Origin of the sequence: Pseudomonas sp. D1HM, assembly GCF_019266105.1 — a bacterium.
Lineage (GTDB): Bacteria > Pseudomonadota > Gammaproteobacteria > Pseudomonadales > Pseudomonadaceae > Aquipseudomonas > Aquipseudomonas taetrolens.
Genome location: NZ_LRMN01000003.1, coordinates 397,760 through 424,497 on the forward strand (window position 1 = coordinate 397,760; position 26,738 = coordinate 424,497).

The 26,738-nt window shown below is 59.4% G+C and carries 24 protein-coding genes; 11 read left to right on the forward strand and 13 right to left on the reverse strand.

Going from position 1 to position 26,738, the window contains the following annotated elements:
- Positions 1 to 834: a tRNA cyclic N6-threonylcarbamoyladenosine(37) synthase TcdA gene (tcdA, locus tag AWM69_RS04975; RefSeq protein ID WP_131652635.1), complete on the reverse strand. Its 834-nt coding sequence runs from the start codon at positions 832 to 834 to the stop codon at positions 1 to 3.
- A 271-nt stretch (positions 835 to 1,105) separates the two neighbouring features.
- Between tcdA and AWM69_RS04980 the strand changes: the two genes are divergently transcribed.
- The 4 genes from AWM69_RS04980 (at position 1,106) to AWM69_RS04995 (ending at position 6,226) form a co-directional block, all read left to right on the forward strand.
- The gene (locus AWM69_RS04980; RefSeq protein ID WP_131652634.1) at positions 1,106 to 3,697 is read left to right on the forward strand and encodes a glycosyltransferase; all 2,592 of its coding nucleotides are present in this window, start codon (positions 1,106 to 1,108) and stop codon (positions 3,695 to 3,697) included.
- A gap of 107 nt (positions 3,698 to 3,804) precedes the next feature.
- Positions 3,805 to 4,956, forward strand: a complete 1,152-nt coding sequence (gene dapE, locus AWM69_RS04985) for a succinyl-diaminopimelate desuccinylase (RefSeq protein ID WP_048378843.1) — start codon at positions 3,805 to 3,807, stop codon at positions 4,954 to 4,956.
- The gene (locus AWM69_RS04990) at positions 4,956 to 5,765 is read left to right on the forward strand and encodes a putative RNA methyltransferase (RefSeq protein WP_048378841.1); all 810 of its coding nucleotides are present in this window, start codon (positions 4,956 to 4,958) and stop codon (positions 5,763 to 5,765) included. Before dapE ends, AWM69_RS04990 begins: the two co-directional genes overlap by 1 nt.
- A gap of 80 nt (positions 5,766 to 5,845) precedes the next feature.
- Positions 5,846 to 6,226 carry a hypothetical protein gene (locus tag AWM69_RS04995; protein WP_131652632.1) on the forward strand — a complete coding sequence of 127 codons (381 nt, stop codon included), beginning with the start codon at positions 5,846 to 5,848 and terminating at the stop codon, positions 6,224 to 6,226.
- Positions 6,227 to 6,343: 117 nt separating this feature from the next.
- Here the strand turns inward: AWM69_RS04995 and AWM69_RS05000 are convergent, their stop codons facing one another.
- Positions 6,344 to 6,553, reverse strand: a complete 210-nt coding sequence (locus AWM69_RS05000; protein WP_131652631.1) for a cold-shock protein — start codon at positions 6,551 to 6,553, stop codon at positions 6,344 to 6,346.
- 241 nt (positions 6,554 to 6,794) lie between these two features.
- Between AWM69_RS05000 and plsB the strand changes: the two genes are divergently transcribed.
- Together plsB and AWM69_RS05010 are read left to right on the forward strand one after the other, a co-directional pair.
- Positions 6,795 to 9,302 (forward strand): glycerol-3-phosphate 1-O-acyltransferase PlsB, encoded by a 2,508-nt coding sequence (gene plsB / locus AWM69_RS05005; protein ID WP_218725893.1) that lies wholly within the window; start codon positions 6,795 to 6,797, stop codon positions 9,300 to 9,302.
- A gap of 87 nt (positions 9,303 to 9,389) precedes the next feature.
- A complete protein-coding gene (locus tag AWM69_RS05010) occupies positions 9,390 to 9,788 on the forward strand; it encodes a YbaY family lipoprotein (RefSeq protein ID WP_218725894.1) in 399 nt (132 codons plus the stop codon).
- A gap of 61 nt (positions 9,789 to 9,849) precedes the next feature.
- Here the strand turns inward: AWM69_RS05010 and AWM69_RS05015 are convergent, their stop codons facing one another.
- Both AWM69_RS05015 and AWM69_RS05020 read right to left on the reverse strand, forming a co-directional pair.
- Positions 9,850 to 12,915, reverse strand: a complete 3,066-nt coding sequence (locus AWM69_RS05015) for an efflux RND transporter permease subunit (protein ID WP_218725895.1) — start codon at positions 12,913 to 12,915, stop codon at positions 9,850 to 9,852.
- 5 nt (positions 12,916 to 12,920) lie between these two features.
- Entirely contained in the window at positions 12,921 to 14,021 is a 1,101-nt protein-coding gene (locus tag AWM69_RS05020) for an efflux RND transporter periplasmic adaptor subunit (RefSeq protein WP_131652628.1), read from the reverse strand.
- A gap of 90 nt (positions 14,022 to 14,111) precedes the next feature.
- Between AWM69_RS05020 and AWM69_RS05025 the strand changes: the two genes are divergently transcribed.
- Positions 14,112 to 14,756: a TetR/AcrR family transcriptional regulator gene (locus tag AWM69_RS05025; protein ID WP_218725896.1), complete on the forward strand. Its 645-nt coding sequence runs from the start codon at positions 14,112 to 14,114 to the stop codon at positions 14,754 to 14,756.
- 35 nt (positions 14,757 to 14,791) lie between these two features.
- Here the strand turns inward: AWM69_RS05025 and AWM69_RS05030 are convergent, their stop codons facing one another.
- On the reverse strand, positions 14,792 to 15,574 hold the full coding sequence (locus AWM69_RS05030) for a class I SAM-dependent methyltransferase (RefSeq protein ID WP_131652627.1): 783 nt from the start codon (positions 15,572 to 15,574) through the stop codon (positions 14,792 to 14,794).
- A 92-nt stretch (positions 15,575 to 15,666) separates the two neighbouring features.
- Between AWM69_RS05030 and AWM69_RS05035 the strand changes: the two genes are divergently transcribed.
- On the forward strand, positions 15,667 to 16,287 hold the full coding sequence (locus AWM69_RS05035; protein ID WP_131652626.1) for an energy transducer TonB: 621 nt from the start codon (positions 15,667 to 15,669) through the stop codon (positions 16,285 to 16,287).
- Here the strand turns inward: AWM69_RS05035 and AWM69_RS05040 are convergent.
- The 5 genes from AWM69_RS05040 to ppc form a co-directional block, all read right to left on the reverse strand.
- The gene (locus AWM69_RS05040; RefSeq protein ID WP_131652625.1) at positions 16,284 to 17,153 is read right to left on the reverse strand and encodes a DUF72 domain-containing protein; all 870 of its coding nucleotides are present in this window, start codon (positions 17,151 to 17,153) and stop codon (positions 16,284 to 16,286) included. The genes AWM69_RS05035 and AWM69_RS05040 overlap by 4 nt on opposite strands.
- A 3-nt stretch (positions 17,154 to 17,156) precedes the next feature.
- Positions 17,157 to 17,453: a hypothetical protein gene (locus AWM69_RS05045; RefSeq protein ID WP_218725897.1), complete on the reverse strand. Its 297-nt coding sequence runs from the start codon at positions 17,451 to 17,453 to the stop codon at positions 17,157 to 17,159.
- Between the two features lie 123 nt (positions 17,454 to 17,576).
- Positions 17,577 to 18,254, reverse strand: a complete 678-nt coding sequence (gene tsaB / locus AWM69_RS05050; protein ID WP_048378813.1) for a tRNA (adenosine(37)-N6)-threonylcarbamoyltransferase complex dimerization subunit type 1 TsaB — start codon at positions 18,252 to 18,254, stop codon at positions 17,577 to 17,579.
- 95 nt (positions 18,255 to 18,349) lie between these two features.
- The gene (gene adk / locus AWM69_RS05055) at positions 18,350 to 18,997 is read right to left on the reverse strand and encodes an adenylate kinase (RefSeq protein WP_131652623.1); all 648 of its coding nucleotides are present in this window, start codon (positions 18,995 to 18,997) and stop codon (positions 18,350 to 18,352) included.
- A 287-nt stretch (positions 18,998 to 19,284) separates the two neighbouring features.
- The gene (gene ppc / locus AWM69_RS05060; protein ID WP_131652622.1) at positions 19,285 to 21,915 is read right to left on the reverse strand and encodes a phosphoenolpyruvate carboxylase; all 2,631 of its coding nucleotides are present in this window, start codon (positions 21,913 to 21,915) and stop codon (positions 19,285 to 19,287) included.
- Between the two features lie 196 nt (positions 21,916 to 22,111).
- Between ppc and AWM69_RS05065 the strand changes: the two genes are divergently transcribed.
- From AWM69_RS05065 to AWM69_RS05075, 3 genes are all read left to right on the forward strand, one after another.
- Positions 22,112 to 22,456 (forward strand): pilin assembly protein, encoded by a 345-nt coding sequence (locus tag AWM69_RS05065; RefSeq protein WP_131652621.1) that lies wholly within the window; start codon positions 22,112 to 22,114, stop codon positions 22,454 to 22,456.
- 289 nt (positions 22,457 to 22,745) lie between these two features.
- Positions 22,746 to 23,144 (forward strand): DUF4398 domain-containing protein, encoded by a 399-nt coding sequence (locus tag AWM69_RS05070; protein ID WP_218726015.1) that lies wholly within the window; start codon positions 22,746 to 22,748, stop codon positions 23,142 to 23,144.
- A gap of 64 nt (positions 23,145 to 23,208) precedes the next feature.
- Entirely contained in the window at positions 23,209 to 23,988 is a 780-nt protein-coding gene (locus AWM69_RS05075; protein ID WP_131652619.1) for an OmpA family protein, read from the forward strand.
- 111 nt (positions 23,989 to 24,099) lie between these two features.
- On the opposite strand, the gene AWM69_RS05080 is transcribed toward AWM69_RS05075, so the two are convergent.
- From AWM69_RS05080 to AWM69_RS05090, 3 genes are all read right to left on the reverse strand, one after another.
- A complete protein-coding gene (locus AWM69_RS05080) occupies positions 24,100 to 24,426 on the reverse strand; it encodes a hypothetical protein (RefSeq protein WP_048378801.1) in 327 nt (108 codons plus the stop codon).
- Entirely contained in the window at positions 24,423 to 25,352 is a 930-nt protein-coding gene (locus AWM69_RS05085; protein ID WP_218725898.1) for an alpha/beta hydrolase, read from the reverse strand. Before AWM69_RS05085 ends, AWM69_RS05080 begins: the two co-directional genes overlap by 4 nt.
- A 124-nt stretch (positions 25,353 to 25,476) precedes the next feature.
- Positions 25,477 to 26,727, reverse strand: a complete 1,251-nt coding sequence (locus AWM69_RS05090) for a flavohemoglobin expression-modulating QEGLA motif protein (protein WP_218726016.1) — start codon at positions 26,725 to 26,727, stop codon at positions 25,477 to 25,479.
- Positions 26,728 to 26,738: the final 11 nt, after the last annotated feature.

The following is a 26,738-nucleotide window of genomic DNA, read 5'->3' on the forward strand; positions in this document are numbered from 1 at the left end:
TCAACCCTCTCCCGGGAGAGGGTTGTGTACGGGTTTAACCCGCTCCGAAGGCCGGCGCACGCCAGCCACGATTTTGTCCACCGCCTTGGTGGCCGCGACCATGCCAAAGGTGGCCGTCACCATCATCACCGCGCCAAACCCGCCAGCGCAGTCCAGCTTCACGCCATCGCCAACAAAGCTTTTCTGCAGGCAAATACTGCCATCCGGCTTGGGGTAGCGCAGTTGCTCAGTGGAGAACACACACGGCACGCTGTAATGACGTGTCACAGTGCGTGAAAACCCGTAGTCGCGACGCAGGGTCGAACGCACCTTCGAGGCCAATGGATCGTTGAAGGTGCGGTTCAGATCGCAGACCTGAATCAGCGTCGGATCGATTTGCCCGCCCGCGCCGCCCGTGGTGATGATCTGAATCTTGCGGCGCTTGCACCAGGCGATCAGTGCAGCCTTGGCATTGACGCTGTCAATGCAGTCGATCACACAATCTATGTTCGGGGTGATGTACTCGGCCATGGTTTCACGGGTGACGAAATCAGCCACTTCGTGGACAACACAGTCCGGATTGATCTGGCGCAGACGCTCAGCCATCACCGCTACCTTGTCCCGACCAATGGTCGTGCTCAAGGCGTGGAGCTGGCGATTACTGTTGCTGACGCAGACATCGTCGAGGTCAAACAACGAAATCTCGCCCACACCGCAGCGAGCAATGGCTTCTGCCGCCCACGACCCCACACCGCCCACGCCGACGATGGCGACGTGCGCGGCACGCAGCCGTTCCAGGCCTTCCAAGCCATATAACCGGGCTACGCCGGCAAACCGTGGATCTTCTGTACTCATGACCAACACCCCAAAAACCGGCGCGCATTATAGAGGCGTGACGTGTCGTTTAGTATCTTTCCTGCGGTTCATGCGACCAAGCCTGCTTTAATACTCTATTGAGCAGCCTGACAAGCCTCCCAAGAAACAAACAAGAACATCAGCGAGCGGGGCACACGCATCCGGCGCCTCCCCTCCGCTGTACGGTACGTCAGATCGCAGTGTAGGATGCGCGCCGTCTGGCAACTGCCGACCGACCTTCGTTCCACTCCCTTTGGAACCCGAAATAGTTATGTCATCGCGTAAATTTGGACTCAACCTGGTGGTGGTACTGGCCATCGCCGCACTCTTTACCGGATTCTGGGCGCTCATCAATCGCCCGGTCTCGGCGCCTGACTGGCCCGATCAAATCTCCGGCTTTTCGTACTCGCCCTTCCAGCAAGGCCAGTACCCGCAGAAAGATCAGTTTCCGTCCGATGACGAAATGCGTCGTGACCTGGAAATTCTGAGCAAACTGACGGACAACATTCGGACCTATTCGGTCGACGGCACGCTCGGTGATATCCCCAAGCTGGCGGAAGAGTTCGGTCTGCGGGTCACCCTGGGGATCTGGATCAGCCCGGACCAGGAACGCAATGAGCGCGAAATTCAAAAAGCCATCGAACTGGCCAATAACTCGCGCAGCATCGTGCGGGTCGTGGTGGGCAACGAAGCCCTGTTCCGTGAAGAAATCACCCCTGAAGAGCTGATCGTGCTGCTGGATCGTGTCCGGGCTGCGGTCAAGGTGCCGGTGACAACCTCCGAGCAATGGCACATCTGGGAAAAATACCCGCAACTGGCCAGCCACGTTGACCTGATTGCCGCGCACATCCTGCCTTATTGGGAATTTATCCCGATGGACCAGGCTGGCGAGTTTGTACTGGATCGCGCCCGCGACCTGAAAAAAATATTCCCGAAAAAACCGCTGCTGCTCTCGGAGGTTGGCTGGCCGAGCAACGGTCGTATGCGCGGTGGCGCCGATGCCACCCCGGCCGATCAGGCGGTCTACCTGCGCACGCTGGTCAACACCCTGAACCGCCGTGGCTATAACTACTTTGTGATCGAGGCGTTCGACCAGCCATGGAAAGCCAGTGACGAAGGTTCTGTGGGCGCCTATTGGGGCGTTTACAACGCTGCGCGCCAGCAAAAGTTCAACTTCGAAGGCCCCGTCGTCGCGATTCCCCAATGGCGCGTACTAGCGATCGGCTCTGTGGTACTGGCCTTGTTATCGCTGGCCCTGCTGCTGATCGATGGTTCGGCGCTGCGCCAGCGCGGCCGTACATTCTTGACCTTCACCGCCTTCCTGTGCGGTTCGGTGCTGGTATGGATCGGTTACGACTACAGCCAGCAGTACAGCACGTGGTTCAGTCTGACGGTGGGCTTCTTGCTCGGACTGGGCGCACTCGGGGTGTTTATTGTGCTGCTCACCGAAGCACACGAACTCGCTGAAGCGGTGTGGATCCGCAAGCGACGCCGTGAGTTCCTGCCGGTAGAGAGCGATGATGCCTACCGACCGAAAGTGTCCATTCATGTGCCTTGCTACAACGAGCCGCCCGAGATGGTCAAACAGACCCTCAATGCCCTCGCCAACCTCGATTACCCGGACTTTGAGGTGTTGCTGATCGACAACAACACCAAGGATCCGGCCGTCTGGGAGCCGGTGCGCGACTACTGCGCCACCCTCGGCCCACGCTTCAAGTTCTTCCACGTCGCGCCCCTGGCAGGCTTCAAGGGCGGGGCTTTGAACTACCTGATCCCGCACACTGCGCCGGATGCCGAAGTGATTGCCGTGATCGATTCTGATTACTGCGTTGATCCCAACTGGCTCAAGCACATGGTGCCGCACTTCGCCGATCCAAAAATCGCCATCGTGCAATCGCCCCAGGACTACCGCGACCACAGCGAGAGCACCTTCAAAAAGCTCTGCTATTCAGAGTACAAAGGCTTTTTCCATATCGGCATGGTGACCCGCAACGACCGTGACGCGATCATTCAGCACGGCACGATGACCATGACCCGGCGTTCGGTGCTTGAAGAGCTTGGCTGGGCAGACTGGTGCATCTGTGAAGATGCCGAGTTGGGCCTGCGCGTGTTCGAAAAAGGCTACTCCGCAGCTTATTCCCACAATAGCTACGGCAAAGGGCTGATGCCCGACACCTTTATCGACTTCAAAAAGCAGCGCTTCCGCTGGGCCTATGGTGCGATCCAGATCATCAAGCGGCACACCTCCAGCCTGCTGCGCGGCAAAGATACCCACTTGACCCGTGGTCAGCGTTATCACTTCCTCGCAGGCTGGCTGCCATGGGTGGCCGACGGCATGAATATCTTCTTCACCGTGGGCGCCCTGCTGTGGTCGGCTGCGATGATCATTGTGCCAACCCGGGTTGATCCGCCGTTGCTGATTTTCGCCATCCCGCCCCTGGCGCTGTTTGTGTTCAAGGTCGGCAAAATCATCTTCCTGTACCGTCGCGCCGTCGGGGTTAACCTCAAGGACGCGTTTGCAGCGGCACTGGCTGGCCTGGCGTTGTCTCACACCATCGCCAAAGCGGTGCTTTACGGATTCTTCACCTCCAGCATTCCGTTCTTCCGCACCCCTAAAAACGCCGACAATCACGGCTTTTGGGTCGCCCTTTCGGAAGCCCGAGAAGAAGTGTTCATCATGCTGCTGCTCTGGGGCGCTGCGCTCGGAATCTTCTTTGTCCAGGGTTTGCCGAGCAACGACATGCGCTTCTGGGTAGTCATGCTGCTGGTGCAATCGTTGCCGTATCTGGCAGCGTTGATCATGGCCTTCATGTCTTCGTTACCCAAGCCGGTCGAAGCCACTGAACCGCAACCGGCTGCATAAATTGACTGCAACCACTAAACGGCGGCCTCTGGCCGCCGTTTTGCTTTAAGATAGCCGCCCTTTTGTGCCTGCCCGCCCCGCACATGACCCGCTTCGGAGTTCACACCATGACGGCCCACGCCGACCTCTCGCCGACCCTGCAACTTGCCTGCGATCTGATCCGTCGCCCTTCCGTGACGCCAATCGACGCCGATTGCCAGAAGCTGATGATGCAGCGCCTGGGCGATGCCGGCTTCAAGCTTGAGCCGATGCGCATCGAAGACGTGGACAACTTCTGGGCCACTCACGGTAAACACGACGGTCCTGTGCTGTGCTTTGCCGGCCACACGGACGTGGTGCCTACCGGCCCGGTCCAGGCCTGGCAGAACGACCCCTTCGACGCGCTGATCGATGAGCACGGTATGCTCTGCGGCCGTGGTGCCGCTGATATGAAAGGCAGCCTGGCGGCGATGCTGGTCGCGGCTGAGCGCTTTGTCAGTGATTACCCGGATCATAAGGGTTCGGTCGCGTTTCTGATCACCAGTGATGAAGAAGGCCCGGCCCATCATGGCACCAAGGCCGTGGTCGAACGTTTCGCAGCCCGCAACGAGCGTCTGGACTGGTGCATTGTCGGCGAGCCGTCGAGCACGACGCTGGTCGGCGACGTGGTGAAAAATGGCCGTCGCGGCTCTCTCGGCGCCAAACTTACCGTTCGTGGCGTGCAAGGACACGTGGCCTACCCGCATCTGGCCAAAAACCCGATCCACCTGGCGGCTCCGGCCCTGAGTGAACTGGCCGCCGAGCATTGGGACAATGGCAACGCCTTTTTCCCGCCGACCAGCTTCCAGATCTCCAACCTCAACTCGGGTACCGGCGCGACCAACGTGATCCCCGGTGATCTGGTGGCCGTGTTCAACTTCCGGTTCTCTACCGAATCCACTGTTGAAGGCCTGCAACAGCGCGTGGCTGACATCCTCGACAAGCATGGCCTCGACTGGCACATCGAGTGGGCGTTGTCCGGTCTGCCATTCCTGACCGAGCCGGGCGCTCTGCTGGACGCCGTATCGTCGAGCATCAAGCAGGTCACAGGTCGCGAAACCAAGGCCTCCACCAGCGGCGGCACTTCGGACGGGCGCTTTATCGCAACCCTGGGGACTCAAGTGGTCGAGCTGGGGCCGGTCAATGCGACCATTCACCAGGTCAACGAACGGGTACTGGCCAGCGATCTCGATGTACTGACTGAAATCTACTACCAAACCCTGATCAAGTTGCTCGCCTGATGCTCGCCTGCCCTATCTGTTCCGAGCCGCTCAGCGCTGTCGACAACGGCGTGGCATGCCCCGCCGGGCATCGCTTTGACCGCGCCCGTCAGGGTTATCTGAACCTGTTGCCGGTGCAGCATAAAAACAGCCGCGACCCTGGCGATAACCAGGCCATGGTCGAGGCTCGCCGCGACTTTCTCAATGCCGGCCATTACGCACCTGTGGCCAGGCGCCTGGCAGAGCTGGCCGCAGAGCGCGCCCCGCAACGCTGGCTCGACATCGGTTGCGGCGAGGGTTACTACACCGCACAAATCGCCGAAGCCCTGCCCTCGGCTGACGGTTATGCCCTGGATATCTCCCGCGAGGCGGTCAAGCGCGCCTGCAAGCGCAATCCGCAGTTGACCTGGTTGATCGCCAGCATGGCTCGCGTGCCATTGGCCGATGCCAGCTGCCAGTTCCTGGCCAGCGTATTCAGCCCGCTCGACTGGCTCGAAGCCAAACGCTTGCTCAGCCCCGGCGGCGGTTTGATGCGCGTTGGGCCGACACGGGGCCACTTGATGGAATTGCGCGAGCGGCTGTACGACGAAGTTCGCGATTACGCCGACGACAAGCATCTGGCGCTGGTGCCGGAAGGCATGCAGTTGCAACACAGCGAAATACTGGAGTTCAAACTGCACTTGAGCGAACCCCAGGATCGCGCCAACCTGCTGGCCATGACGCCCCACGGCTGGCGCGCCAGTGCCGAGCGTCGGGCGCAGGTCATCGAGCACCCTGAGCCTTTAGTGGTCAGCGTTTCGATGCGCTACGATTACTTCGTTCTTCAATAATCAACTTTACGGCCAAAGGCTCACACCTTTGGCCCGATTAATCCGCGAATGGATTTTTCAGACCCGCAGTGAGGACATCCATGCGCCAACCCGATATCGAGATTTACCTGAAAGAAGCCAAGGCGGGTCATGAACACGTCGTTACATGGCTTAGCGAAGCCTTGGGCCCCTGCACCCCTTGGGTGAAGAAGGGCCAGGTGTGGAAATGCACCGCTGGCGATGTACCTGTGACCTGGATGCCAAATGCCGTCGGCAAATGGAACAGCCTGTTTCTGGACAGCGACAAAACGCCTTGGGACGACGACATCGCCTGCGCTCAGGCCGCCTTCAAAGCGCTGAACGTCGAAGTGCGTTGCGCACCGGGTACGTGGGAAGAAGAGCAAGGCGAGGCCGATGCCGACCGCTGGATTCGCATCAGCGAAGACGGTCAGGAAGAAATCACCTGGAAAACCGGCGCCTGATGCAAGGCATGTAGCCGCTGCCGCAAGTTGCGATAAGGGCCCTCCTTCACTTTCAAGAAAGGCCGGGGGCACTGCGTACCCCTTCGCAGCCTGTGGCAGCGGCTACATGGTCTGTATTTACAGCCCCACGACATCCTCGGCCTGCAACCCCTTGTCACCCGTGACCTGGGTGTATTCAACCTGCTGGCCTTCAGCCAGGGTGCGATGACCTTCACCGCGAATGGCGCGGTAATGCACAAACACATCCTTGCCTTCTTCACACTGAATGAAACCGTAGCCTTTGGCGTCGTTGAACCACTTCACACTGCCTGTTACGCGCGTTGTCATGAATCATTTCCCCCTTTTTATTATTGAACGGGCTCGCTTATTGGCCCTTTAAGGTCTTTCGCTCTAACCTGACGTTTCAGAACATGTCTTACATAGTCTGGCGAAAGAGTCCCCGAGTATAAGTCAGCCCCAAAAACACTCAATCAATATTAGTTCGCCGCTTTTTTGCCGATTTTCCGGAGATACTGCACACTACGGGCTCGAGTAAACACTCGTTTTAATCCACTAACGCAGAAGCCGTATGACCCGCTCCCCATTTCGTCGCCTTGTGTTTGGCGCCCTGCGTCGCTTGCTGTACCTGTGGGTGCGCTCTGAGACGATCAATCAATCGTCATTGAGCCTGAACCTGGATCGAAGCCGACCTGTGTTCTACGTCCTGCAATCGCCCTCCATGACCGAACTGGCCGTGATTGACGCCGAGTGCACCAAGGCCGGCCTGCCCCGCCCCGTACTTCCGGTGTCGGTGGGGGACATGATCGAACCTGCCGCCTTTTTCTACCTGACCCCCGAACCCGACTGGCTGGGCCGTCAGGACAAGCGCGGCGCACCACCGACCTTGACCCGACTGGTAGACCGGCTGGCCAGCAACCCGGGTGAAGATGCGCAGATCATCCCGGTCAGCGTATTTTGGGGGCAGTCTCCCGACAGCGAATCCAGCCCCTGGAAGTTGTTGTTTGCCGACAGCTGGGCGGTCACCGGGCGCTTGCGTCGCTTGCTGCGCATTTTGATTCTGGGACGCAAGACCCGGGTGCAGTTTTCGGCCCCGATCCATTTACGCGTGCTGCTTGATCACAACAAAGGCCACGAACGCACCGTACGCATGGCGCAGCGCATTTTGCGGGTGCACTTCCGCAATCTGAAAACAGCCGTCATCGGCCCCGACCTCTCGCACCGTCGCAACCTGGTCAAAGGGCTGGTCAAAGAGCCCGCGGTCCGCCAAGCGATCCTCGATGAAGCCGAGCGCGAGAACATCTCGCCCGAAAAAGCCAAGGCTCAAGCGCTGCGCTATGCCAATGAAATTGCCTCGGACTACACCTACACGGCCATCCGTTTTTTTGAAGTGGTGCTGAGCTGGTTCTGGAACAAGATTTACGACGGGGTCAAGGTCAACCATGTCGAAGGTGTCCAAAACGTTGCCCAGGGTCACGAGATCATCTACGTCCCCTGCCACCGCAGCCATATCGATTACCTGCTGCTGTCCTACCTGCTGTTTCGCAATGGCCTGACGCCGCCGCACGTCGCGGCGGGGATCAACCTCAACATGCCGCTCATCGGCCGCCTGCTGCGGCGCGGCGGCGCCTTTTTCATGCGCCGTACCTTCAAGGGCAACCCGCTGTACACCTCGGTGTTCAATGAGTACATGCATACCCTGTTCAGCAAAGGCTTCCCGGTGGAGTACTTCGTCGAAGGCGGCCGCTCGCGCACCGGGCGCATGTTGCAACCCAAAACCGGGATGCTGGCCATCACCTTGCGCAGCTTCTTGCGCTCATCGCGCATGCCCATCGTCTTTGTGCCGGTCTACATCGGCTATGAGCGCGTACTCGAAGGGCGCACCTACCTGGGCGAGCTGCGCGGAGCGAACAAGAAAAAAGAATCCATTTTCGATATTTTCAAAGTCATCGGTGCACTCAAGCAGCGCTTTGGCCAGGTCGCAGTGAACTTTGGCGAGCCGATCAAACTCGCCGAATTCCTCGACCAGGAACAGCCCGACTGGCGTCAGCAGCCACTGGCTCCGCTGTACCGTCCCGAGTGGCTGACCGCCACAACCAATCGCCTGGCTGAGAAAGTTGCCCAGCACCTGAACGAAGCGGCTGCGATCAACCCGGTCAATCTGGTCGCGCTGGCGCTGTTGTCGACCAGCAAGCTGGCGCTGGATGATCGGGCCATGGCCCGCGTGCTGGATCTGTATCTGGCGCTGCTACGCCGCGTGCCTTACTCGCCCCATACCACGTTGCCGGAAGGCGACGGGCGGGCATTGATCGAATATGTGAAAGGCATGGACCTGCTCTCCGAGCAAAGCGATGCGCTGGGCAAGATCCTGTATCTGGATGAACAGAACGCCGTTCTGATGACCTATTACCGCAACAACGTGCTGCATATTTTTGCATTGCCTGCGTTGCTGGCCAGCTTCTTCCAGAGCGCCTCGCGCATGACCCGCGAACAAATCCTGCGCTACACCCACGCGCTCTACCCTTACCTGCAATCGGAACTGTTCATCCGCTGGTCACAGGAGGAACTGGACGGCGTGGTCGACCAATGGCTTGAGGCCTTTGTCGAACAAGGTTTGTTGCGCGTCGAGAATGAGGTGTACCTGCGCCCGGCACCCAGCTCGCGGCACTTTGTATTGCTGACACTGCTGTCGAAGAGCATCGCGCAAACCCTGCAACGCTTCTACATGGCCACTTCGTTGTTGCTCAACAGCGGCCAGGACACGTTAAGCGCCGAAGAGCTGGAAGACCTGTGCACCATGATGGCCCAGCGCCTGTCGATCCTGCATGGGCTCAATGCGCCTGAGTTCTTCGACAAGAGCCTGTTCCGCCACTTTATCCAGACGCTGCTTGAACAAGACGTGTTGCGCCGGGATGCCAACGGCAAGTTGAGCTACAACGAAGTGTTGGGCGAGCTGGCCGAAGGGGTGGCCAAACGCGTGCTGCCGGCCGAGATTCGCTTGTCGATCCGTCAGGTGGCCCTGCACCGCAGCGAAGACGCGGCAGACCAAGCCCCGCTCTCGCTGGAGAAAACCCCTTAACTCAGTACGCACGTCCGCCGGATGCATCTGGCGGACGTGCCGATTCACTCATCGCATTGCTTTGATGCGAGCCTTACGGAGTCTTCTATGAAAAAAGTCCTTCTACTCAGCCTGACCACACTGCTCGGAGCCTGTAGCGCGATGACCTCCACCCCGCAAGCGACCCTCGACGGCGAAGTGTTTTACCTGCAGCGGATCGCCCTGCCCCCAACCGCTACGCTGGAAGTGAGTTTGCAGGATGTGTCGCTGGCTGATGCTCCGGCCGTGACCCTGGCCAAGCAAAGCGGGCAAATCAAGGGGCAGGTGCCGTTACCGTTTCACCTGACCTATGACCCTGCCGAGGTAAAGCCCGGGCACACCTACGCGGTGAGTGCACGGATCGAACAGGACGGGAAATTGCTGTTTGTGACCACCGAGCGCAACACTGTTGATCTCGATGCAAAGTACCTGCGCCCCCTGCAGGTACGAGTCGACCAGGTCCGGTAATGTAATCCCGGGCAGCATTCAGTTTCCCCTCCCGCCAGGAGAGGAAACTGAACCCGGGTGATTAAACCTTCTTCACCTTGAACCACGCCGCGTACAGCGCCGGCAAGAACAGCAGGGTCAGAGCGGTCGCTACAATCAGCCCGCCCATGATGGCGACGGCCATCGGCCCGAAAAACACACTGCGTGACAGCGGGATCATCGCCAGCACCGCCGCCAGCGCGGTCAGCACGATCGGGCGGAAGCGTCGAACGGTCGCCTCGATAATTGCCTGCCAGGGATCCAGCCCTGCCGCTTTGTCCTGCTCGATCTGATCCACCAGGATCACCGAGTTGCGCATGATCATCCCGGACAACGCAATGGTGCCCAGCATGGCCACAAAGCCGAAGGGCTGGCCGAACACCAGCAAGAACAGCGTGACGCCGATCAAGCCCAGCGGTGCGGTCAAAAACACCATCGCCATGCGCGAGAAACTGCGCAACTGCACCATCAACAGAGTCAGTACCACCACGATAAACAGCGGCACGCCGGCCTTGACCGAGTCTTGCCCACGCGTTGAGTCCTCTACGGTGCCCCCCACGTCCAGCAGATACCCTTCGGGCAGTTCGGCCCGTACCCCTTCGAGGGTCGGCAGAATCTGTTGCACCAGAGTGGCCGGTTGGTCCTTGCCATAAATATCGGCGCGTACCGTCACGTTGGGCAGGCGATCGCGGTGCCAGATGATGCCTTCTTCAAAGCCATATTCCAGTGTCGCAATCTGCGACAGGGCAACGCTTTGACCATGATCGGTCGGCACCGCAAGACTCGGCAGCCGTGCCAGTTCGGTGCGCTCACGCGGCGTACCACGCAACAGGATTTCAATCAGCTCATTGTCTTCGCGATACTGGCTGACCGTGGACCCCAGCAAGGTGCCCTGCAGAAAGCGAGAAAGGTTCGCCGTGCTCACACCCAAGGCCCGCGCACGGTCCTGATCGATGTTGAGGTACACCACTTTGCTCGGCTCTTCCCAGTCAAGGTGCACGTTCACCACGTGAGGGTTTTCCCGCACCTTGGCCGCCACCTTGCGGGCCAGCGCCCGTACTTCGTCGATGTGTTCGCCGGTGACCCGGAACTGCACCGGATAGCCTACGGGCGGACCGTTTTCCAGGCGTGTCACCCGTGAACGAATCGTCGGAAATTGCTGGTTAAGGGTTTCAATCAGCCAGGTGCGCAGATTTTCGCGATCCTCGATGGTCTTGGCCAGCACCACAAACTGGGCAAAGCTGGCGGCCGGCAACTGCTGGTCCAGCGGCAAGTAATAACGCGGCGAGCCGGTTCCGGCATAGGCCACATAATTGACGATACCCGGATGATCCTTGAGCAACCCCTCAAGCCGTTTGACCTGCTCGGTGGTGTTGCTCAGCGAAGCGCCTTCCGCCAATTTCAAATCGACCATCAACTCCAGACGGCTCGATGCCGGGAAGAACTGCTGCGGGACAAACTTGAACAGCACCACCGATCCCAAGAACAGCAGCACCGTCAGCGCAATCACGGTTTTACGCCGGCGCACGCACCATTCCACCAGCCGCCGTACTCGCTGATAGAACGGTGTGGCGTACGGATCAGGAACACCGGACGCCGTACCGTGCCGGGCAGCATGTTTTTTCGCCAGGTCAGGCAACAGCAAGGCCCCCAGATACGGCACAAACAGGACCGCTGCGACCCACGACGCCAGCAAGGCAATGGTGACCACCTGAAATATGGAGCGGGTGTACTCACCCGTGCTCGACTGGGCCATGGCAATCGGCAGAAAGCCCGCCGCCGTGATCAAGGTACCGGTAAGCATCGGGAATGCGGTGCTGGTCCAGGCAAAGCTCGCGGCCTTGAGCCGGTCGTAGCCCTGCTCCATTTTGATCGCCATCATTTCCACAGCGATGATGGCATCGTCCACCAACAAGCCTAACGCCAGTACCAGCGCGCCCAGCGAGATTTTGTGCAGGCCGATCCCCAGGTAATGCATGGCGGCAAAGGTCATCGCCAGCACCAGCGGAATGGTCAATGCCACCACCATGCCGGTACGTACCCCAAGCGAGAAAAAACTCACCAGCAGTACAATCACCAGTGCCTCTACCAACACCGTCACAAACTCACCGACGCTGGTTTTCACCGCGGCGGGCTGATCCGACACCTTGCTTAATTGCATGCCGGCCGGGAGGTTCTTTTGCAGGCGGGCAAACTCGCCTTCCAGTGCCTTGCCCAACACCAGAATGTCGCCGCCGTCTTTCATGGCCACCGCCAGGCCAATGGCGTCCTGGCCCATAAAGCGCATGCGCGGCTCGGGGGGATCATTAAAGCCGCGACGCACATCCGCCACATCGCGGATACGGAACGTGCGCTCGTCTACTCGAATCGGAAAGTTTTCAATTTCTTCGACCGTTTTGAAATGGCCGCTGACCCGCAACTGCACACGCTCGGTCGGGGTTTCAAAGAAACCTGCGGTAGAGACTGCGTTCTGTTCTTCCAGCGCTTTCTGAACTGCTGCCAGCGGCAATCCCAGGGTCGCAAGCTTGAGGTTGGACAGTTCGATCCAGACTTTTTCGTCTTGCAGACCCAGCAGTTCGACCTTGCCGACATCCTTGACCCGCTGCAGCTGGATCTGGATGCGGTCAGCGTAGTCTTTGAGCACTGCGTAGTCGTAGCCCTCACCACTCAGGCTGTAGATATTGCCAAAGGTGGTGCCGAACTCGTCGTTGAAAAACGGTCCTTGGACCCCCGCGGGCAACGTATGCCGAATGTCGCTGATTTTTTTGCGCACCTGATACCACAGTTCCGGCACCTCCCCGGAGTGCATCGAGTCACGGGCCATGAAGGTCACCATCGACTCACCCGGCCGCGAATAGGACACGATGCGTTCGTATTCGCCCGTCTCCATCAGCTTTTTCTCGATGCGCTCAGTGACCTGGCGCGAGACTTCCTCAGCCGTGGCACCCGGCCACAAGGTCCGGATCACCATGGCCTTGAAGGTAAACGGTGGATCTTCGCTTTGCCCCAGCTTGGTGTAGGAAAGCCCGCCGACAATCGCCAGCAATAGCATCAGGAACAGTACGATCTGGCGATTGCGCAACGCCCAGGCAGAAAGGTTAAAACCCATCGGGATCACTCCTTCGCCGCAACGTTGATCGTGCGGTTGGAACGGTCGACCGGTCGCACCTCCTGCCCCGCATGCAGCACATGAACGCCCGCCGCAACGATCCAGTCATCAGCCTTGAGACCTTCCAGCACCGGCACGCTTTTCTCGCCAAAAGGGCCAATCCGCACCGGCACTTGCTCCAGCGTGTTGCCAGCGCTGACGCGCCAGACATAAGGCGCACCGTTTTCCGCACCCAAGGCCGACAGCGGCACGGTCAAGGCGCTGGCTGCGTCGTTCTGGATAAACACCCGGGCACTTTGACCCAGCTCGGCAGGCACTTTACCTGCGGTGAAGGCGATTCGAGCCGCGAACGTCCGCGACTTGGGATCGGCAGAAGGCGACAGCTCACGAATCCGTCCGCTGAAACGCTGATCAGGCTGCGACCACAGCTCGACTGATACCGGAAGGCCAATCTTGAAACGGCTGAACGAGTGCTCCGGCAGGCTGATCAACACCTCACGCTCACCATCAGCCGCCAGGGTGAACACGGTTTGCCCTGCGGACACGACTTGCCCAACGTCCACCTGACGCTGGGCTATCACGCCATCCTGAGGGGCACGCAACACCGCATAGCTTGCCTGATTGCTTGCCACATCCTGTTCGGCCTTGAGCTGCTTTAACTTGGCCTCGCCTGCCCGGTAGAGGTTTTCGGCATTATCGAACTGCGAACGGCTGACCATCTGCCGATCAAGCAGGATTTTGTAACGGTCACGCTCAGTCCGCACCAGGGTCAGGTTGGCCTGCCCTGCGGCGACCTGGGCGCGGATTGCATCCAGTTGCAGGCGCACGTCTTGTGGGTCCAGCTCGGCCAGAGGTTGATTGGCCTTGACCCGCTCCCCCTCGTCGACCAGACGCCGGGTAACTTTGCCGCCAATACGAAACGCCAGTTGCGGGTCGAAACGCGCCCGCACTTCACCGGGATAGCTTTGGGTCGCCAGTGCCGAAGGCTGTGGTTGCACCACCATCGCCGGACTGATACTGGTGTGGACGGGCTCTTCATGCCCGCATGCAGACAACAGTAAAGCCAGACAGACAGGCACAGCGCGGGGCAAGGCATGGCGCAACATGGTGACGACCTTTCGCTAATGAGGCTTGGAATATTTATACTGGCCGGCATGTTATTAATACTAAACTCACCAGTCCAGTAATAAACGGAAATGTCTGATCAACCTTTAATCCCCAATGCTCCCGGTCGCCCCAAAGACATGGCAAAACGCCAGGCGATACTTGATGCCGCCAAATCCCTGTTTTTGAGCAAGGGCTACGCCAACACCAGCATGGATGCGGTTGCAGGATTGGCGGGCGTGTCAAAACTGACGGTCTACAGCCACTTCAACGACAAGGAAGCACTGTTTTCGTCGGCGGTGATGGCTACCTGTGAAAGCCAACTGCCCGGGCTGCTGTTTTCACTGCCGCCGGACCAGCCCATCGAAGCCGTTCTACTGAAAATCGCCCGAGGCTTCCATGCACTCATCAACAGCGAAGAATCACTGAACCTGCATCGACTGATGGTGGCTTTTGGCAGTCAGGACCCGAAGCTTTCGCAGATTTTCTTTGAAGCGGGACCCGAACGGGTGGTGCGGGAGATGGAGCATCTGCTGAGAAAGATTGATCTGAGCAGCGCCCTGCAGATTGAAGATCCGCACTACGCAGCCGAACACTTCTTTTGCATGCTCAAGGGCGCGCCAAATTTTCGTCTGTTGTATGGCTGTGGCGAACGGCTGAACAGTGAAGACAGCGAAGCCCATGTGCAGGAAGTGGTGCAGGTCTTTATGCGGGCGTATCGCCCACAGCCTGTGTAGGCGCGACTTGCTCGCGCCCGCCGGTTGGCACAGGCCTAAGGCTTCAAGGCTTTCTTCGGGTAAATGTCGTAACGGCTCGACTTGCCTTCGAGTCCGTGGCTCGGCTTGGGCCCTGCAATACACGGGGCCTTGCGCGGACGTTTGACCACCACACGGTGGGTGGCCAGCGCCAGCGCAGCTTCAAGCAAGGCCGGCGCGTCATTGTCATCGCCCACCAGGGGTCGGAACACGCGCATTTCCTTCTTCACCAGGGCAGTCTTCTCACGATGCGGGAACATCGGGTCAAGGTAGATCACCTGTGGCGGCTCGCCTTCCCAATGCCGCATCACCTCGATCGAATTGCCTTTAAGCAAGTGCATGCGCGACACAATAGGCGCCACGTGTGGATCATTCAGGCCACGGGCCAGGCCGTCTTCCAGCAATGCGGCGATCAACGGCTGACGCTCGACCAGGCTCATCTCGCAGCCCAGGCTCGCCAGCACAAACGCGTCCTTGCCCAGCCCTGCTGTTGCGTCCAGTACCCGCGGGCGCACGCCTTGTTGAATGCCAACAGCCTTGGCAATCATTTGCCCGCTGCCGCCACCATACAAACGCCGGTGAGCCGCCCCCCCCTCGACAAAGTCCACCCGCACCGGTCCAGGTGCATCCGGGCCCAACTGTTGCAGCTGCACACCCTGGGCAGACACCTGCAATGCGAACTCGGCGTCTGCCACGTCCAGAGGCAAGCCCAGGCGCTCAGCCCATTGCTCGGCCAAGGCCTGGTAAGCCTCGTCCAACGCCTCGACCTTGATACGACAGCCTGCTGCTTGCTCAATCATCTAAAACACGCTCAAAAATTTAATGATCGGCAAAGACTGCCGATAAATGAAATATCCGGCATTTTGCCAGAGCTGGGCGCCAACCGAGAGCTATGTCAGACATTCATTCCACATCCCTGGGCTTTATTGCGCCGATTGGCGACTTTGGCCGGCACAATTCGCAAGTCACGGGCAGCGTTAATCACCTGTGGCGAGACTTGTACGCCCGGGCATTGACCGAGCAGCCCGGGAATGAAACGTTCGCGCAACTGCACGCCGAACTATCGACAGACGATGAGACGGTGGAACCACAAGGTGGCCATCAGCTGCTAAGCACCCTCACCACCCAACGTCATTGCGAGATTCTGGACACCGAACTGCGCCCGCCTGAAGCGTTGTTTCTGCCCATTGCCGAATTTGAAACAGACTTGCTGCCGCCGCCAGCCCAACCCTTCCCGCCTGAAATCATTGCCGAGCAACAACAGCTGCAGGACTACAACACCAGTTGGGTGCGCCCGCTGGTAATCGCACAAGGGCACCCGCTACCGGAGCCAGGTCCGGCATCGGAACCCCGGGCGCTGCATCTGCCGATTGCTGAATTTGAACTGGAGTTGCTCGACAAGCCCGCCGTGCCCTTCGACGCACTGGCGCTGGTCGAACAGCAACGGGCAATGGACTTCGACCTGAACTGGGCCAGGCCGCTGATCGTCAATAATCTGCGTCTCGCCGCTTAAAGCAGCCCCAATTGCTCGGTGGTCTGGGCCTGATATAGCTCGGGCAAAACGGGCAGGCCCGGCAACCGCTCACTCAACTGCTGATGAAAACGCCGCGCCAGTTCGGGTGCCCGGTGGTTGTCGGGTGTGTGCAAAAACACGTAGGGCGTGCGCCCCTCTTCGATCCAGCCCGCGACTTTTTCGATCCAGGGCCGCAAATAGATGTCATTGGCTTCCAGCTCGGGCCGGCCAATAAAGCGCACTTGCGGAAATGCAGTGAAGGCGGCCGGACGCGGCGGAACCTTCGGTTTTTTCGATTGCGCGTGGAGCACCGCCGGGTCGGTTGACGTGCAACTGAACAAGGCCCGTGGATCGAGGCAAATGCGCTCGACCCCGCGATCCATCAACACACGATTGAGCAACCGTTCGGCATCCCCCTTGGCGAAGAAGTCGGGGTGGCGGACTTCGACCGCCAACGGTCGCTGCAGCGTGTCTATGAAGCTCACCAGCTCGGCCAGGCGCTGCGGCCCGAAGCTTGCCGGGAGTTGCAGCCACAGAGGGGCGACACGCGCTCCCAGGGGCTGCAACAGCTGCACAAAGTCTTCTGCAGCCTGGGCCTGCTCGCGTAAATCACCGCCATGGCTGATATCGCGGGCAAACTTGGCGGTAAACCTGAAATGCTCGGGCATGCTCTGTGCCCAGCGCTCAACCGTGCTCGCTGCGGGTCGGGCATAGAACGTGGTATTGCCCTCGACGGCGTTGAACACTTGCGCATAGAGCCCGAGAAACTCGGTGGTCCGTGCGTTCTGCGGGTACAAGCCCTCGCGCCAGGCGTTTTCACTCCAGGACGGACAACCCAGGTAATAAGGGAGAGGTGAATCAGTCATGGCTCAAATGTACAGGTCCAGGCCCAACACCTCTACGTCCCAATCGACGAAACCCGCAGTCGTGAGGTAGCTGGTCAGCGCGTTGGCCACGTTTCTGTTCATGGCACGCTGGAAGATCATGTCTTGCTGACGAACCGGCAACTGGCTGATGCGTTCTGGCGACGTGCGTGCCGTGGCAGAGCCGGGAGCCTGCTCGAAAACAGGATCATTGTCCTCCACCGAGTCATCGATCAGCGCCGAGTCTTTACGCGGCTTGCGCTTGATGGGGTAGGACTGTGAGGAAAAGCCGTCTATACGCATGACTGCTGGCTCGTGGGCGATAAAAGCAAGTGTAGCCGCTGGCGAAGGTAACCCGGCCAATCAGCGGCATTTACGTCTGCCCCCAGCGCAAATTTCGTAGCCGCTGCTAAAGGCTGCGTCCGATCAAGGACGGGCTTTGGGTGTGGCGACCTTGTCCCGCAGGTACACCGGCTGTGCCAGATCCGCCGCAATAGCTTCGCCGCGCGCCCAGGCAAAGCGCGCCAGGGTCAGCAAATCTTCGGCATGGGGCAACATGCCGGCGTCTTGCGCATACGGCTTCACGCTCAAGCGCTCTGCGTAACCCCAGCCGGTGCCAGCACCGAACCAGTCACCGCTGGCACCGTCGGGCAAACCTGCCGCTTCAGGCGCGAGGACAGCCTCGCCCCCCACCAGGCACATCTCGCCCGCCTGTTCGCGGTAGCAGCCCCAATACACTTCGTCCATGCGCGCATCGATGGCCGAGGCCACCTGAGTGGCACCGTGCTCGCGATGGGCGCGCTGGGCCAGCACAGCCAGGTTCGAAATCGGCAGCACCGGGCGATCCAGTGCAAAGGCCAGGCCTTGCACCACACCGATGGCAATCCGCACACCGGTAAAGGCGCCTGGCCCGCGACCGAAGGCAATGGCCTCGACAGCCGACAACTCGACACCCGCCTCGGCCAGCAGGTCCTTGATCATTGGCAACAGCTTTTGCGCGTGCAGGCGCGGGATTACCTCGTAGTGGCTCGTGACCTTGCCATCATGCAGCAGGGCAACAGAGCAAGCTTCAGTCGCGGTATCCAGGGCCAGCAAGGTGCTCATCAGTGTTCCCGTCAGAATCAAAAGTGGAAAAAGTGCAGCAGTATAAACAACAACAGCCCGCAAGCGGGCTGTTGTAACAGAGCAAAACCGACTTATCAGCTCAGTGCTTCAAGGACCTTGCCGGTAATCGCTTCAACCGAGCCTACGCCCGCGATGTGGCTGTACTTCGGCTTGCCTTGGGTCTCTGCCAGGTTTTGGTAGAAGGCAACCAGAGGCTTGGTTTGCGAATGGTAAACCGACAGGCGATGACGAACGGTTTCTTCGGTGTCGTCCTTGCGCTGTACCAGTGCGTCACCGGTCACATCGTCTTTACCTTCAGCCTTTGGCGGGTTGTAGACGGTGTGGTAAACGCGGCCGGAGGCCTCGTGTACACGGCGGCCGGCAATGCGCTGAACGATTTCTTCATCATCAACCGCGATTTCAACCACGTGATCCAGCTCGACACCGGCTTTTACCAGGGCTTCAGCCTGTGGAATGGTGCGCGGGAAACCGTCGAACAGGAAACCGTTCTTGCAGTCGTCCTGGCTGATGCGTTCTTTGACCAGGTTGATGATCAGGTCATCGGATACCAGGCCACCGCTGTCCATGACGCTCTTGGCGATCAGGCCCAGCTCGGTGCCGGCCTTGACGGCTGCGCGCAACATGTCGCCTGTGGAGATTTGCGGGATGCCAAATTTTTCAGTGATGAACTTTGCCTGAGTACCTTTACCGGCCCCGGGAGCTCCCAGCAGAATTACGCGCATCGATGTGCTCCTCAAATTTTTTATTTAAATGACAACAGACTCGCCTCTTTGGGCCAATCTCAAAATCGGATTATGGCCGCCCAAACGGCCAAGGGCTGATCAAGATACACAGCCCGCCGACCCCACACAAGCCGGCAAAAGTCTGAATAATCACCTGTAAACCGGCCTGTGCGGCCGGGTGTCACAGGTCCCTGCCGTACTGAAATGTGTCGCGCCCGCACAGAAGTCGGCATGAAACCTGCACCTTCCCCTGGCACCCTGGCGCGACCGATTGCCCGTCTTATGCCTTAACCCGTGTTGCGCAGGCCTGCCGCAATCCCGGCCACAGTCACCAGCAACGCTTGTTCCAGAGGGCTGTCCTGAGTCGCTTGCTGGCGCCTGGAGCGCGCCAGAAGCTCTGCTTGCAATAGATGAAGAGGATCAAGGTAGGTATTGCGCAACCGGATGAACTCCAGGGTATCGGGGCTGTGCGCCATAAGTTGCGACTGCCCGGTCAAGCCCAGCACCACCGCACACGCCTGCGACAATAAGTCGCGCAGATGCACGCCCAATGGCAGCAGCTCGGGGGCCACCAAACGCTCATCGTAGAGTCTGGCGATGTCGGCGTCGGCCTTGGCCAGCACCATCTCCAGCATGTCGATCCGGGTACGGAAAAACGGCCATTGTTCACGCATCTGCGCCAGCATCTGGCCTTCCCCTCGCTCCAGTGCGTTGTTCAACGCCGTTTCCCAGCCGAGCCAGGCGGGCAGCATCAGGCGAGTCTGGGTCCAGCCGAAAATCCACGGGATCGCCCGCAGGCTTTCAATTCCGCCCGCCCGGCGTTTGGCCGGGCGGCTGCCAAGCGGCAAGCGGCCCAGTTCCTGCTCCGGTGTGGACTGACGGAAATACTCCACGAATTGCGGGTTATCACGCACTACCGCACGGTAAGCCTTGACCCCGTCCTCAGCCAGTTCGTCCATCAACACCCGCCAGCCCGGCTCAGGCAAAGGCGGTGGCAACAAGGTGGCTTCGAGTACGGCAGCCAGATACAGGTTGAGGTTTTGCTCGGCGATGTCCGGCAGGCCAAATTTGAAGCGAATCATCTCGCCCTGCTCCGTCGTACGGAAGCGCCCGGCTACCGATCCCGGAGGCTGCGACAGGATCGCCGCGTGGGCCGGGCCACCGCCGCGGCCGACCGTGCCACCACGGCCGTGGAACAACAACAGCTCGACCTCTTGCTCGCGGCAGATATTGACCAGGGTTTCCTGGGCCCGGTACTGCGCCCAGGCCGCCGCCGTCGTGCCTGCATCCTTGGCGGAATCGGAGTAGCCGATCATGACCTCCTGCGGGCCATGCAAGCGTGCGCGGTACCCCGGCAACAGCAGCAAGCGTTCGATCACCGGCCCCGCCTGATCGAGGTCAGCCAGGGTTTCAAACAGCGGGACTACGCGCATGGGACGCTCAAGCCCGGCCTCTTTGAGCAGCAACTGCACCGCCAGCACATCCGAGGCTGCACCGGCCATGGAGATCACATACGAGCCCAGCGACGCCCCCGGAGCAGCCGCTACTTCGCGACAGGTGGCCAGCACTTCGGCAGTGTCGGCAGCCGGTTTGAAGTAGCCCGGCAACAAGGGTCGACGGTTGTCCAGCTCACGGGTGAGAAAGGTCAGCCTTGCCTCTTCGTCCCACTCTTCATAGCGGCCCAGCCCCAGATAATCGGTGATCTCAGTCATGGCCGAGGTGTGCCGCGCCGCGTCCTGGCGCACGTCCAGCCGCACCAGGAACAGCCCGAAGGTCACGGCCCGGCGCAAGCAATCCAGCAGCGGCCCCTCGGCAATTACCCCCATGCCGCAGGCATGCAATGACTCATAGCACAGCTGCAACGGCGCCAGCAGGTCGCGATTGTCCTGCAGCACGTCGTCGGGCGCCGCCTGGGGACTGTTCAAGGCGCTATGCGCCCAGTTGCGGGTCGCTCGCAGCCGCTCACGCAATTGCTTGAGCACGGCGCGATACGGCTCAGAATGCTCCCCCGCCACCGCCAGCAACGCCGGTGTGGCCTGCTGCATCGACAAGTCAGCGGCCAGTTTATCGATATCACGCAGGTATAAATCGGCGGCCATCCAGCGCGCCAGAAGCAGGACTTCACGGGTGACCGGAGCCGTCACATTCGGGTTGCCGTCGCGGTCGCCGCCCATCCACGATGCAAAACGAATGGGGGCGGCCTCGAGCGGCAAATGCAAACCTGTGGCAGCGTGCAGCGCCTGATCGGCCTTGCGCAACATGTGCGGTACTGCCTGCCAGAGCGAATGCTCAATGACGGCAAATCCCCACTTGGCTTCATCCACCGGTGTGGGGCGCGTGCGGCGGATTTCTTCGGTGTGCCACGCTTCAGCGATCAACCGCTGCAGGCGTTGTTCAATTCGGGATTTTTCGGCAAGGGTCAGGTCACGGTGGTCCTGCGCAGCCAGTTGCTCGGCGATCGCATCGTACTTTTGAATCAGTGTGCGGCGGGTCACTTCAGTGGGGTGCGCAGTCAACACCAGTTCAATATCGAGACGGCTGATTTGTCGCGCCAGCGATTCGGCGTCGTGCCCTTCGGCCAGCAGCCGCGTCAGCAGCGTGGGCAAAACCAGCGCTTCAAAGGGCTCCGGCTGCTGGTCATCGCGCCGGTGAATCAATTGATACTGCTCGGCGATATTGGCCAGGTTCAAAAACTGGTTGAATGCCCGTGCCACCGGCAACACTTCATCATCGCTGAGGGCATCCAGAATCGCGCTCAACTCCTCACCCGTGGTCCCCCGCCGGTCGTCTTTGGCCCCTTGGCGGATACGCTCGATCTTGGCGAGAAAGGCATCGCCGTACTGGTCACGAATGGTATTACCCAACAGTTCACCCAGCAGGTGAACATCATCGCGCAAGCGTGCATCAATATCGGTCATCAGCGTTTCCTCCAGTCGTTCGGGGATGGCTCGTGCCCCAAGCATGCGTTGCAACCCCTGCGCCTGACAAGGGAACACAGAAACTGCGCTCGCCCCGGGTGGAACCGTCTACGCTCAAACAGGTAAAACACGCGCAGTTCGTACCGAATCCTGCGACCCACCGACGCCTGTTCTGGCGGCGTCCAGCGAGATAAACATGAAAATACGTGAGCTCGCGCAACACTGGGAACAAACAGCCAAAGGCCGTTTGCTCGACACCGGCTATGTGGTTCGCCTGGATGTGGAAACCGCAGCCCGGCTCGCGGCGTTGTCCGAGATGTACCCCAAGCGGCACCCCGAGGAGCTGCTCGGCGAACTGATAGGGGCGGCCCTCGAAGAGCTTGAGGCGAGCTTCCCTTACATCAAGGGTACGCAGGTGGTTACGACGGATGAAGAAGGCAATCCCCTGTACGAAGACATCGGGCAAACACCGCGTTTCCTGGCCCTTTCCCGTCGGCATCTGCATGACCTGACGGACCAGGCTGAAAAGCCTGAGCACTGAGTCCAACCGGGCTGTGAATGATCCAATGAGGGGTGCAGCGGGCGCTTTTCACACGCTGTACCTGCCTTGCCTGCGGGGCAACTGCGTGACCGATCGGTCATATTTTCTCTAGGCAATTTGCCATCTTTTTTTTTGAACTATTCAAAAATCCCTCGGGTCACACCCAATAACCATCACCGCTGGAGCCTGTTGTAACGCTTTGGCGTGACGTCTCAGGCAAACCTGACTGATGCCACGGTCGTGATGGAATTTGCTGTATTTCAGGAGTTACCTAATGGAGTTGAAAACCATGATGACCCGCACTGTCACTACCCCATCACCTCGCCTGCGCGGGCTAAAACTGGCTGCGCTGGCACTCGGTACCAGCTTCGTTTTGGCCGGCTGTGCTGGCAACCCGCCTTCGGAGCAGTACGCGGTTACTCAATCGGCAGTGAATAACGCCGTGAGCGCTGGCGGCACTGAATTCGCCCCTGTGGAAATGAAGTCGGCTCAAGACAAGCTGAAACAAGCGGAACTGGCCATGCACGACAAGAAGTACGACGAAGCCCGTCGTCTGTCTGAGCAAGCCGAGTGGGACGCCCGTTTGGCAGAACGCAAAGCCCAGGCTGCCAAGGCCCAAAAAGCTGTTGAGGATGCGCAGAAAGCCGTACAGGAATTGCGTCAGGAAGGCATGCGCAGCGTGAAATAAACGCTCCCCCTTCTGACTGCTTCTGGCGACACCGCATTCCTAATCGATAGAAAGGACACATATTATGCGCAACCAAGTACTGATCCCTGCCCTGTTGGCTCTGAGCGTTGGCCTGGCGGCTTGCTCATCGACGCCGAACCCTAACCTGGAAAATGCCAAGACCAATTTCTCGGCGCTGCAGACCAACCCGGAAGCCACCAAGGTGGCTGCGCTGGAAACCAAAGACGCCAGTGAATGGCTGGATAAAGCTGAAAAGGCTTACCTGAATAAAGAAGACGAATCCAAAGTGGATCAGTTGGCTTATCTGACCAACCAGCGTGTTGAAGTGGCCAAGCAAACCATTGCTTTGCGCACTGCTGAAGCCAATCTGAAGAACTCGGCAGCGTCCCGTGCCCAGGCATTGCTCGATGCACGTGACGCTCAGATCAAGCAACTGCAAGGCATGAACGCCAAGCAGACCGAACGCGGCACGCTGGTCACATTCGGCGATGTGCTGTTCCAGTTCGGCCGCTCCGACCTGCAACCCAACGGCATGCGCAACATCAACACCCTGGCTGAGTACCTGGTCCAGAACCCTGACCGCAAAGTGATCGTTGAGGGTTACACCGACAGCGTCGGCTCGGCTTCATTCAACCAGACCCTGTCTGAGCGTCGTGCGGCATCGGTGCGTAATGCACTGGTTCGCAAAGGCGTCGATCCTACCCGTATCGTGGTTCAGGGTTATGGCAAGGAATACCCGGTTGCCAGCAACGCCACCGACTCGGGCCGCGCTCAAAACCGTCGCGTTGAAGTGACCATCTCCAACGACAACCAGCCTGTAGCACCGCGCTCATCGATGCAGTAACCCGGTAAGCGTTAACTAAAAAGCCCCGCCTGAGTGATCAGGCGGGGCTTTTTGCTTGAGCGTGAATATCCTTTGCCGCGACAGCCTCGCGCTGACAGGATCCAGCAGGCGTTACTGTTCCAGCTTCGGTGTTTCCTGGCCCATGCAACGTACTGCTTGTTTCTTGTTGTTCACCAGTACACCGGTCAGGCCTTTTTGCTCGGTGTCGAACAGCACGACGATGCCATCAATGCACTGTGCCACTTCGTTGGCAGGTTTGAGCGAAACCTTGTAATCCTCGCCGGGAATAGTCTTGAGCATGGTGAAATCGTTGAGCAGCAGCGCATCCTCGGGCTTGGCAAAGTGCAGGTAGCCGTAATACCACAGACAACCCACGGTGCCGAGGATAGTACAAATGCCCGTGATGATCAGCGGGATAGCGTTACGTTCTTCACTCATGGTCGGTTCTCGGGTTCAACATCAGGATTAAAGTGGGTCGTGACATTCGGGACGTCAGGGTAGTTGGCGATCTCGCCCAGGCGTCGCACGCCGTTGAAATGCTCCGGGTCATCCAGGTAACGCAGCATCACCTGGCGCCAGACAGGATCGGCAAATGTCTGGACGTGCCCACCGCGCGTCAGTTGCAGCACTTTGGGTGGCGGCGCTGCCTGGTACAGGCGGATGCCATTGGACAGTGGCACTATCGGGTCGTCCAGGCTGTGGAACACCAGCATCGGCACATCGGCCATGCCGGGCATCGCATAAACCGCACTGTCGGCATCGGGTACCAGCCAGGACAAAGGTACTTGCAACGGCCAGGTTAGCCAGGACGTGCTCAAGGCAAATTGCCCCACCTCGCGGTAGCTTGCCGGAACGCCGTCGAGCACCATGGCTTTGAGCCGCGCCTTTTGCACCGGGTGTTCGCTCAAGTAATGAACCCCCACGGCCCCTCCCAGACTTTGCCCCAGCACAATCAGCGGCAAGCCCTGGACCTGCGGCTGATCCTGCAACCAGTCAAAGGCTGCGGCAATATCCTGATAAACGCCCGGCAGGCTCGGGGAGCCCTGCGACAGTCCATAGCCCCGGTAATCGAACATCAGCACCTGGTAACCCTGCTCAGGCAGCCAGGCAGTCGCGCCCAAGTGGTAAGCCAGGTTGCCACCGTTGCCATGCAGATGCAGCACCGTGCCCTTGAGCGGCACGCCTTTTTTGGCCGGCAACCACCAGCCGTGCAGGCGCGTACCGTCGGCAGCCGTCAATGCGACATCGCGGTACTCCAGCCCCGCCGCCGCCGGCGTGATTGGCTGGCCTTTTTCGGGATAGAACAGCAACGAACTGCATCCGCCAAGGGTCAGCAGCAGACAGAGTGCAGCCAGGATTTTCATCGAATGAGGTACCTGAAACAGTTAGGTAGCCGCTGCGGTTGATGGCGAAAGGTCCGCAGGATGCAGAGAGGGTCACTGCATTCCCCGTCCCAATCTGCGGCAGCGGCTACAGGGTTGGGCATGGTTACAAAATGTTCGAGTAGTCCGCTTCGATCCGGTCCAGGCTCAAATGATTGAGGAAGTTGGAGAAACACATCCAGGCGGCCAGGGCATTCATGTCACGGAACTGCTCGGGCAGGTATTTGGGCGCGACAACCAGTCCTTCATCAACCAGCTGGCGCAGGGTACGCATGTCTTCCAGCGTAGTTTTGCCACAGAACAGCAACGGCACTTGTTCCAGCTTGCCTTTGCGCACGGCCAGCTGAATATAGTTGTAAACCATGATGAAGCCCTTGAGATAGGACAAGTCTTTGGTAAACGGCAAGCCATTGGGCACCGATCCACGAAAAACCCGGCTCGCGTTGCCATAGCTTTCCGGCATCTCGAAGCCCTGCTCACGGAAAAACTCATACACCTGCATAAAATCCGCACCCTCTTCCACCATGTGGATGGCACGGGTGCGATTGGTCAACTTGCGCAGGCGGCTCGGATAGGACGCGAAGGTGATGATCTCCATCAAAATCGCCAGGCCTTCCTGGGTGACGGTCGACGATGGCGGCCCCTTGGACAGGAAGGTACAGATCGGCTGATTTTGCCCGTTGAGCGTCGTGCCCACGTGTACCAGCCCCTCGTGGACTTCCAGCGCCCGCACGTCTCGATGGTTGAACATGGCATCGGTGCGGATCTTGATGTAGTCGGCACCCGCTGCCGCGTCCGCGACAATACCGTCCGACTCGAACACCCTGATGGTTTCTTCAGCCTCGCCAAATACCTTGTTCAAGCGGCTTTGCAGCAAGCTGACCGCATCTTTGGCGGTCAGGGTCTTGGCTTCGTCCTTGAGATCGCCACGCCCGTCGATATTGTCCAGGTAATCGGACATCATCAGCCCCAGATCGGCCAGCGTCGGATCACCCGCATGGAAGGCATCCGATGCCGCGCCATACAGTTCCTGGGAGATCAGCCCGAAATCTTCGGTGCCACGCGCTTCCAGCATGCGCACCACCATTCTGTACTCTTTGCACATGCGGCGCATGATCTGCCCGACCGGGTTGAACTGGCCCAGTTGACGCGTGATATCACGCTCGATGTTCTGGAACTCCAGCTTCACCGCACCCGAATCAAAGGCCAGCGGACGCCCCAGATAGTAATCACGTGTAACCGCAGGCATTTCCTTGCCTTTGGCCTTGAAAAAGCCCTGACGGATGCTGTCATCCCATTTCACCGCATCCAGCACGCGGATCGGTGTCTGGGCCTGCACGATACGGTCTGACAACATGCGGATCGTGC

Bases quoted from the DNA above. Each gene is read 5' to 3' on its own strand.
- tcdA (WP_131652635.1), bottom strand. From the start codon at position 834: ATGAGTACAGAAGATCCACGGTTTGCCGGCGTAGCCCGGTTATATGGC.
- AWM69_RS04980 (WP_131652634.1), top strand. From the start codon at position 1,106: ATGTCATCGCGTAAATTTGGACTCAACCTGGTGGTGGTACTGGCCATC.
- dapE (WP_048378843.1), top strand. From the start codon at position 3,805: ATGACGGCCCACGCCGACCTCTCGCCGACCCTGCAACTTGCCTGCGAT.
- AWM69_RS04990 (WP_048378841.1), top strand. From the start codon at position 4,956: ATGCTCGCCTGCCCTATCTGTTCCGAGCCGCTCAGCGCTGTCGACAAC.
- AWM69_RS04995 (WP_131652632.1), top strand. From the start codon at position 5,846: ATGCGCCAACCCGATATCGAGATTTACCTGAAAGAAGCCAAGGCGGGT.
- AWM69_RS05000 (WP_131652631.1), bottom strand. From the start codon at position 6,553: ATGACAACGCGCGTAACAGGCAGTGTGAAGTGGTTCAACGACGCCAAA.
- plsB (WP_218725893.1), top strand. From the start codon at position 6,795: ATGACCCGCTCCCCATTTCGTCGCCTTGTGTTTGGCGCCCTGCGTCGC.
- AWM69_RS05010 (WP_218725894.1), top strand. From the start codon at position 9,390: ATGAAAAAAGTCCTTCTACTCAGCCTGACCACACTGCTCGGAGCCTGT.
- AWM69_RS05015 (WP_218725895.1), bottom strand. From the start codon at position 12,915: ATGGGTTTTAACCTTTCTGCCTGGGCGTTGCGCAATCGCCAGATCGTA.
- AWM69_RS05020 (WP_131652628.1), bottom strand. From the start codon at position 14,021: ATGTTGCGCCATGCCTTGCCCCGCGCTGTGCCTGTCTGTCTGGCTTTA.
- AWM69_RS05025 (WP_218725896.1), top strand. From the start codon at position 14,112: ATGTCTGATCAACCTTTAATCCCCAATGCTCCCGGTCGCCCCAAAGAC.
- AWM69_RS05030 (WP_131652627.1), bottom strand. From the start codon at position 15,574: ATGATTGAGCAAGCAGCAGGCTGTCGTATCAAGGTCGAGGCGTTGGAC.
- AWM69_RS05035 (WP_131652626.1), top strand. From the start codon at position 15,667: ATGTCAGACATTCATTCCACATCCCTGGGCTTTATTGCGCCGATTGGC.
- AWM69_RS05040 (WP_131652625.1), bottom strand. From the start codon at position 17,153: ATGACTGATTCACCTCTCCCTTATTACCTGGGTTGTCCGTCCTGGAGT.
- AWM69_RS05045 (WP_218725897.1), bottom strand. From the start codon at position 17,453: ATGCGTATAGACGGCTTTTCCTCACAGTCCTACCCCATCAAGCGCAAG.
- tsaB (WP_048378813.1), bottom strand. From the start codon at position 18,254: ATGAGCACCTTGCTGGCCCTGGATACCGCGACTGAAGCTTGCTCTGTT.
- adk (WP_131652623.1), bottom strand. From the start codon at position 18,997: ATGCGCGTAATTCTGCTGGGAGCTCCCGGGGCCGGTAAAGGTACTCAG.
- ppc (WP_131652622.1), bottom strand. From the start codon at position 21,915: ATGACCGATATTGATGCACGCTTGCGCGATGATGTTCACCTGCTGGGT.
- AWM69_RS05065 (WP_131652621.1), top strand. From the start codon at position 22,112: ATGAAAATACGTGAGCTCGCGCAACACTGGGAACAAACAGCCAAAGGC.
- AWM69_RS05070 (WP_218726015.1), top strand. From the start codon at position 22,746: ATGATGACCCGCACTGTCACTACCCCATCACCTCGCCTGCGCGGGCTA.
- AWM69_RS05075 (WP_131652619.1), top strand. From the start codon at position 23,209: ATGCGCAACCAAGTACTGATCCCTGCCCTGTTGGCTCTGAGCGTTGGC.
- AWM69_RS05080 (WP_048378801.1), bottom strand. From the start codon at position 24,426: ATGAGTGAAGAACGTAACGCTATCCCGCTGATCATCACGGGCATTTGT.
- AWM69_RS05085 (WP_218725898.1), bottom strand. From the start codon at position 25,352: ATGAAAATCCTGGCTGCACTCTGTCTGCTGCTGACCCTTGGCGGATGC.
- AWM69_RS05090 (WP_218726016.1), bottom strand. From the start codon at position 26,727: ATGTTGTCAGACCGTATCGTGCAGGCCCAGACACCGATCCGCGTGCTG.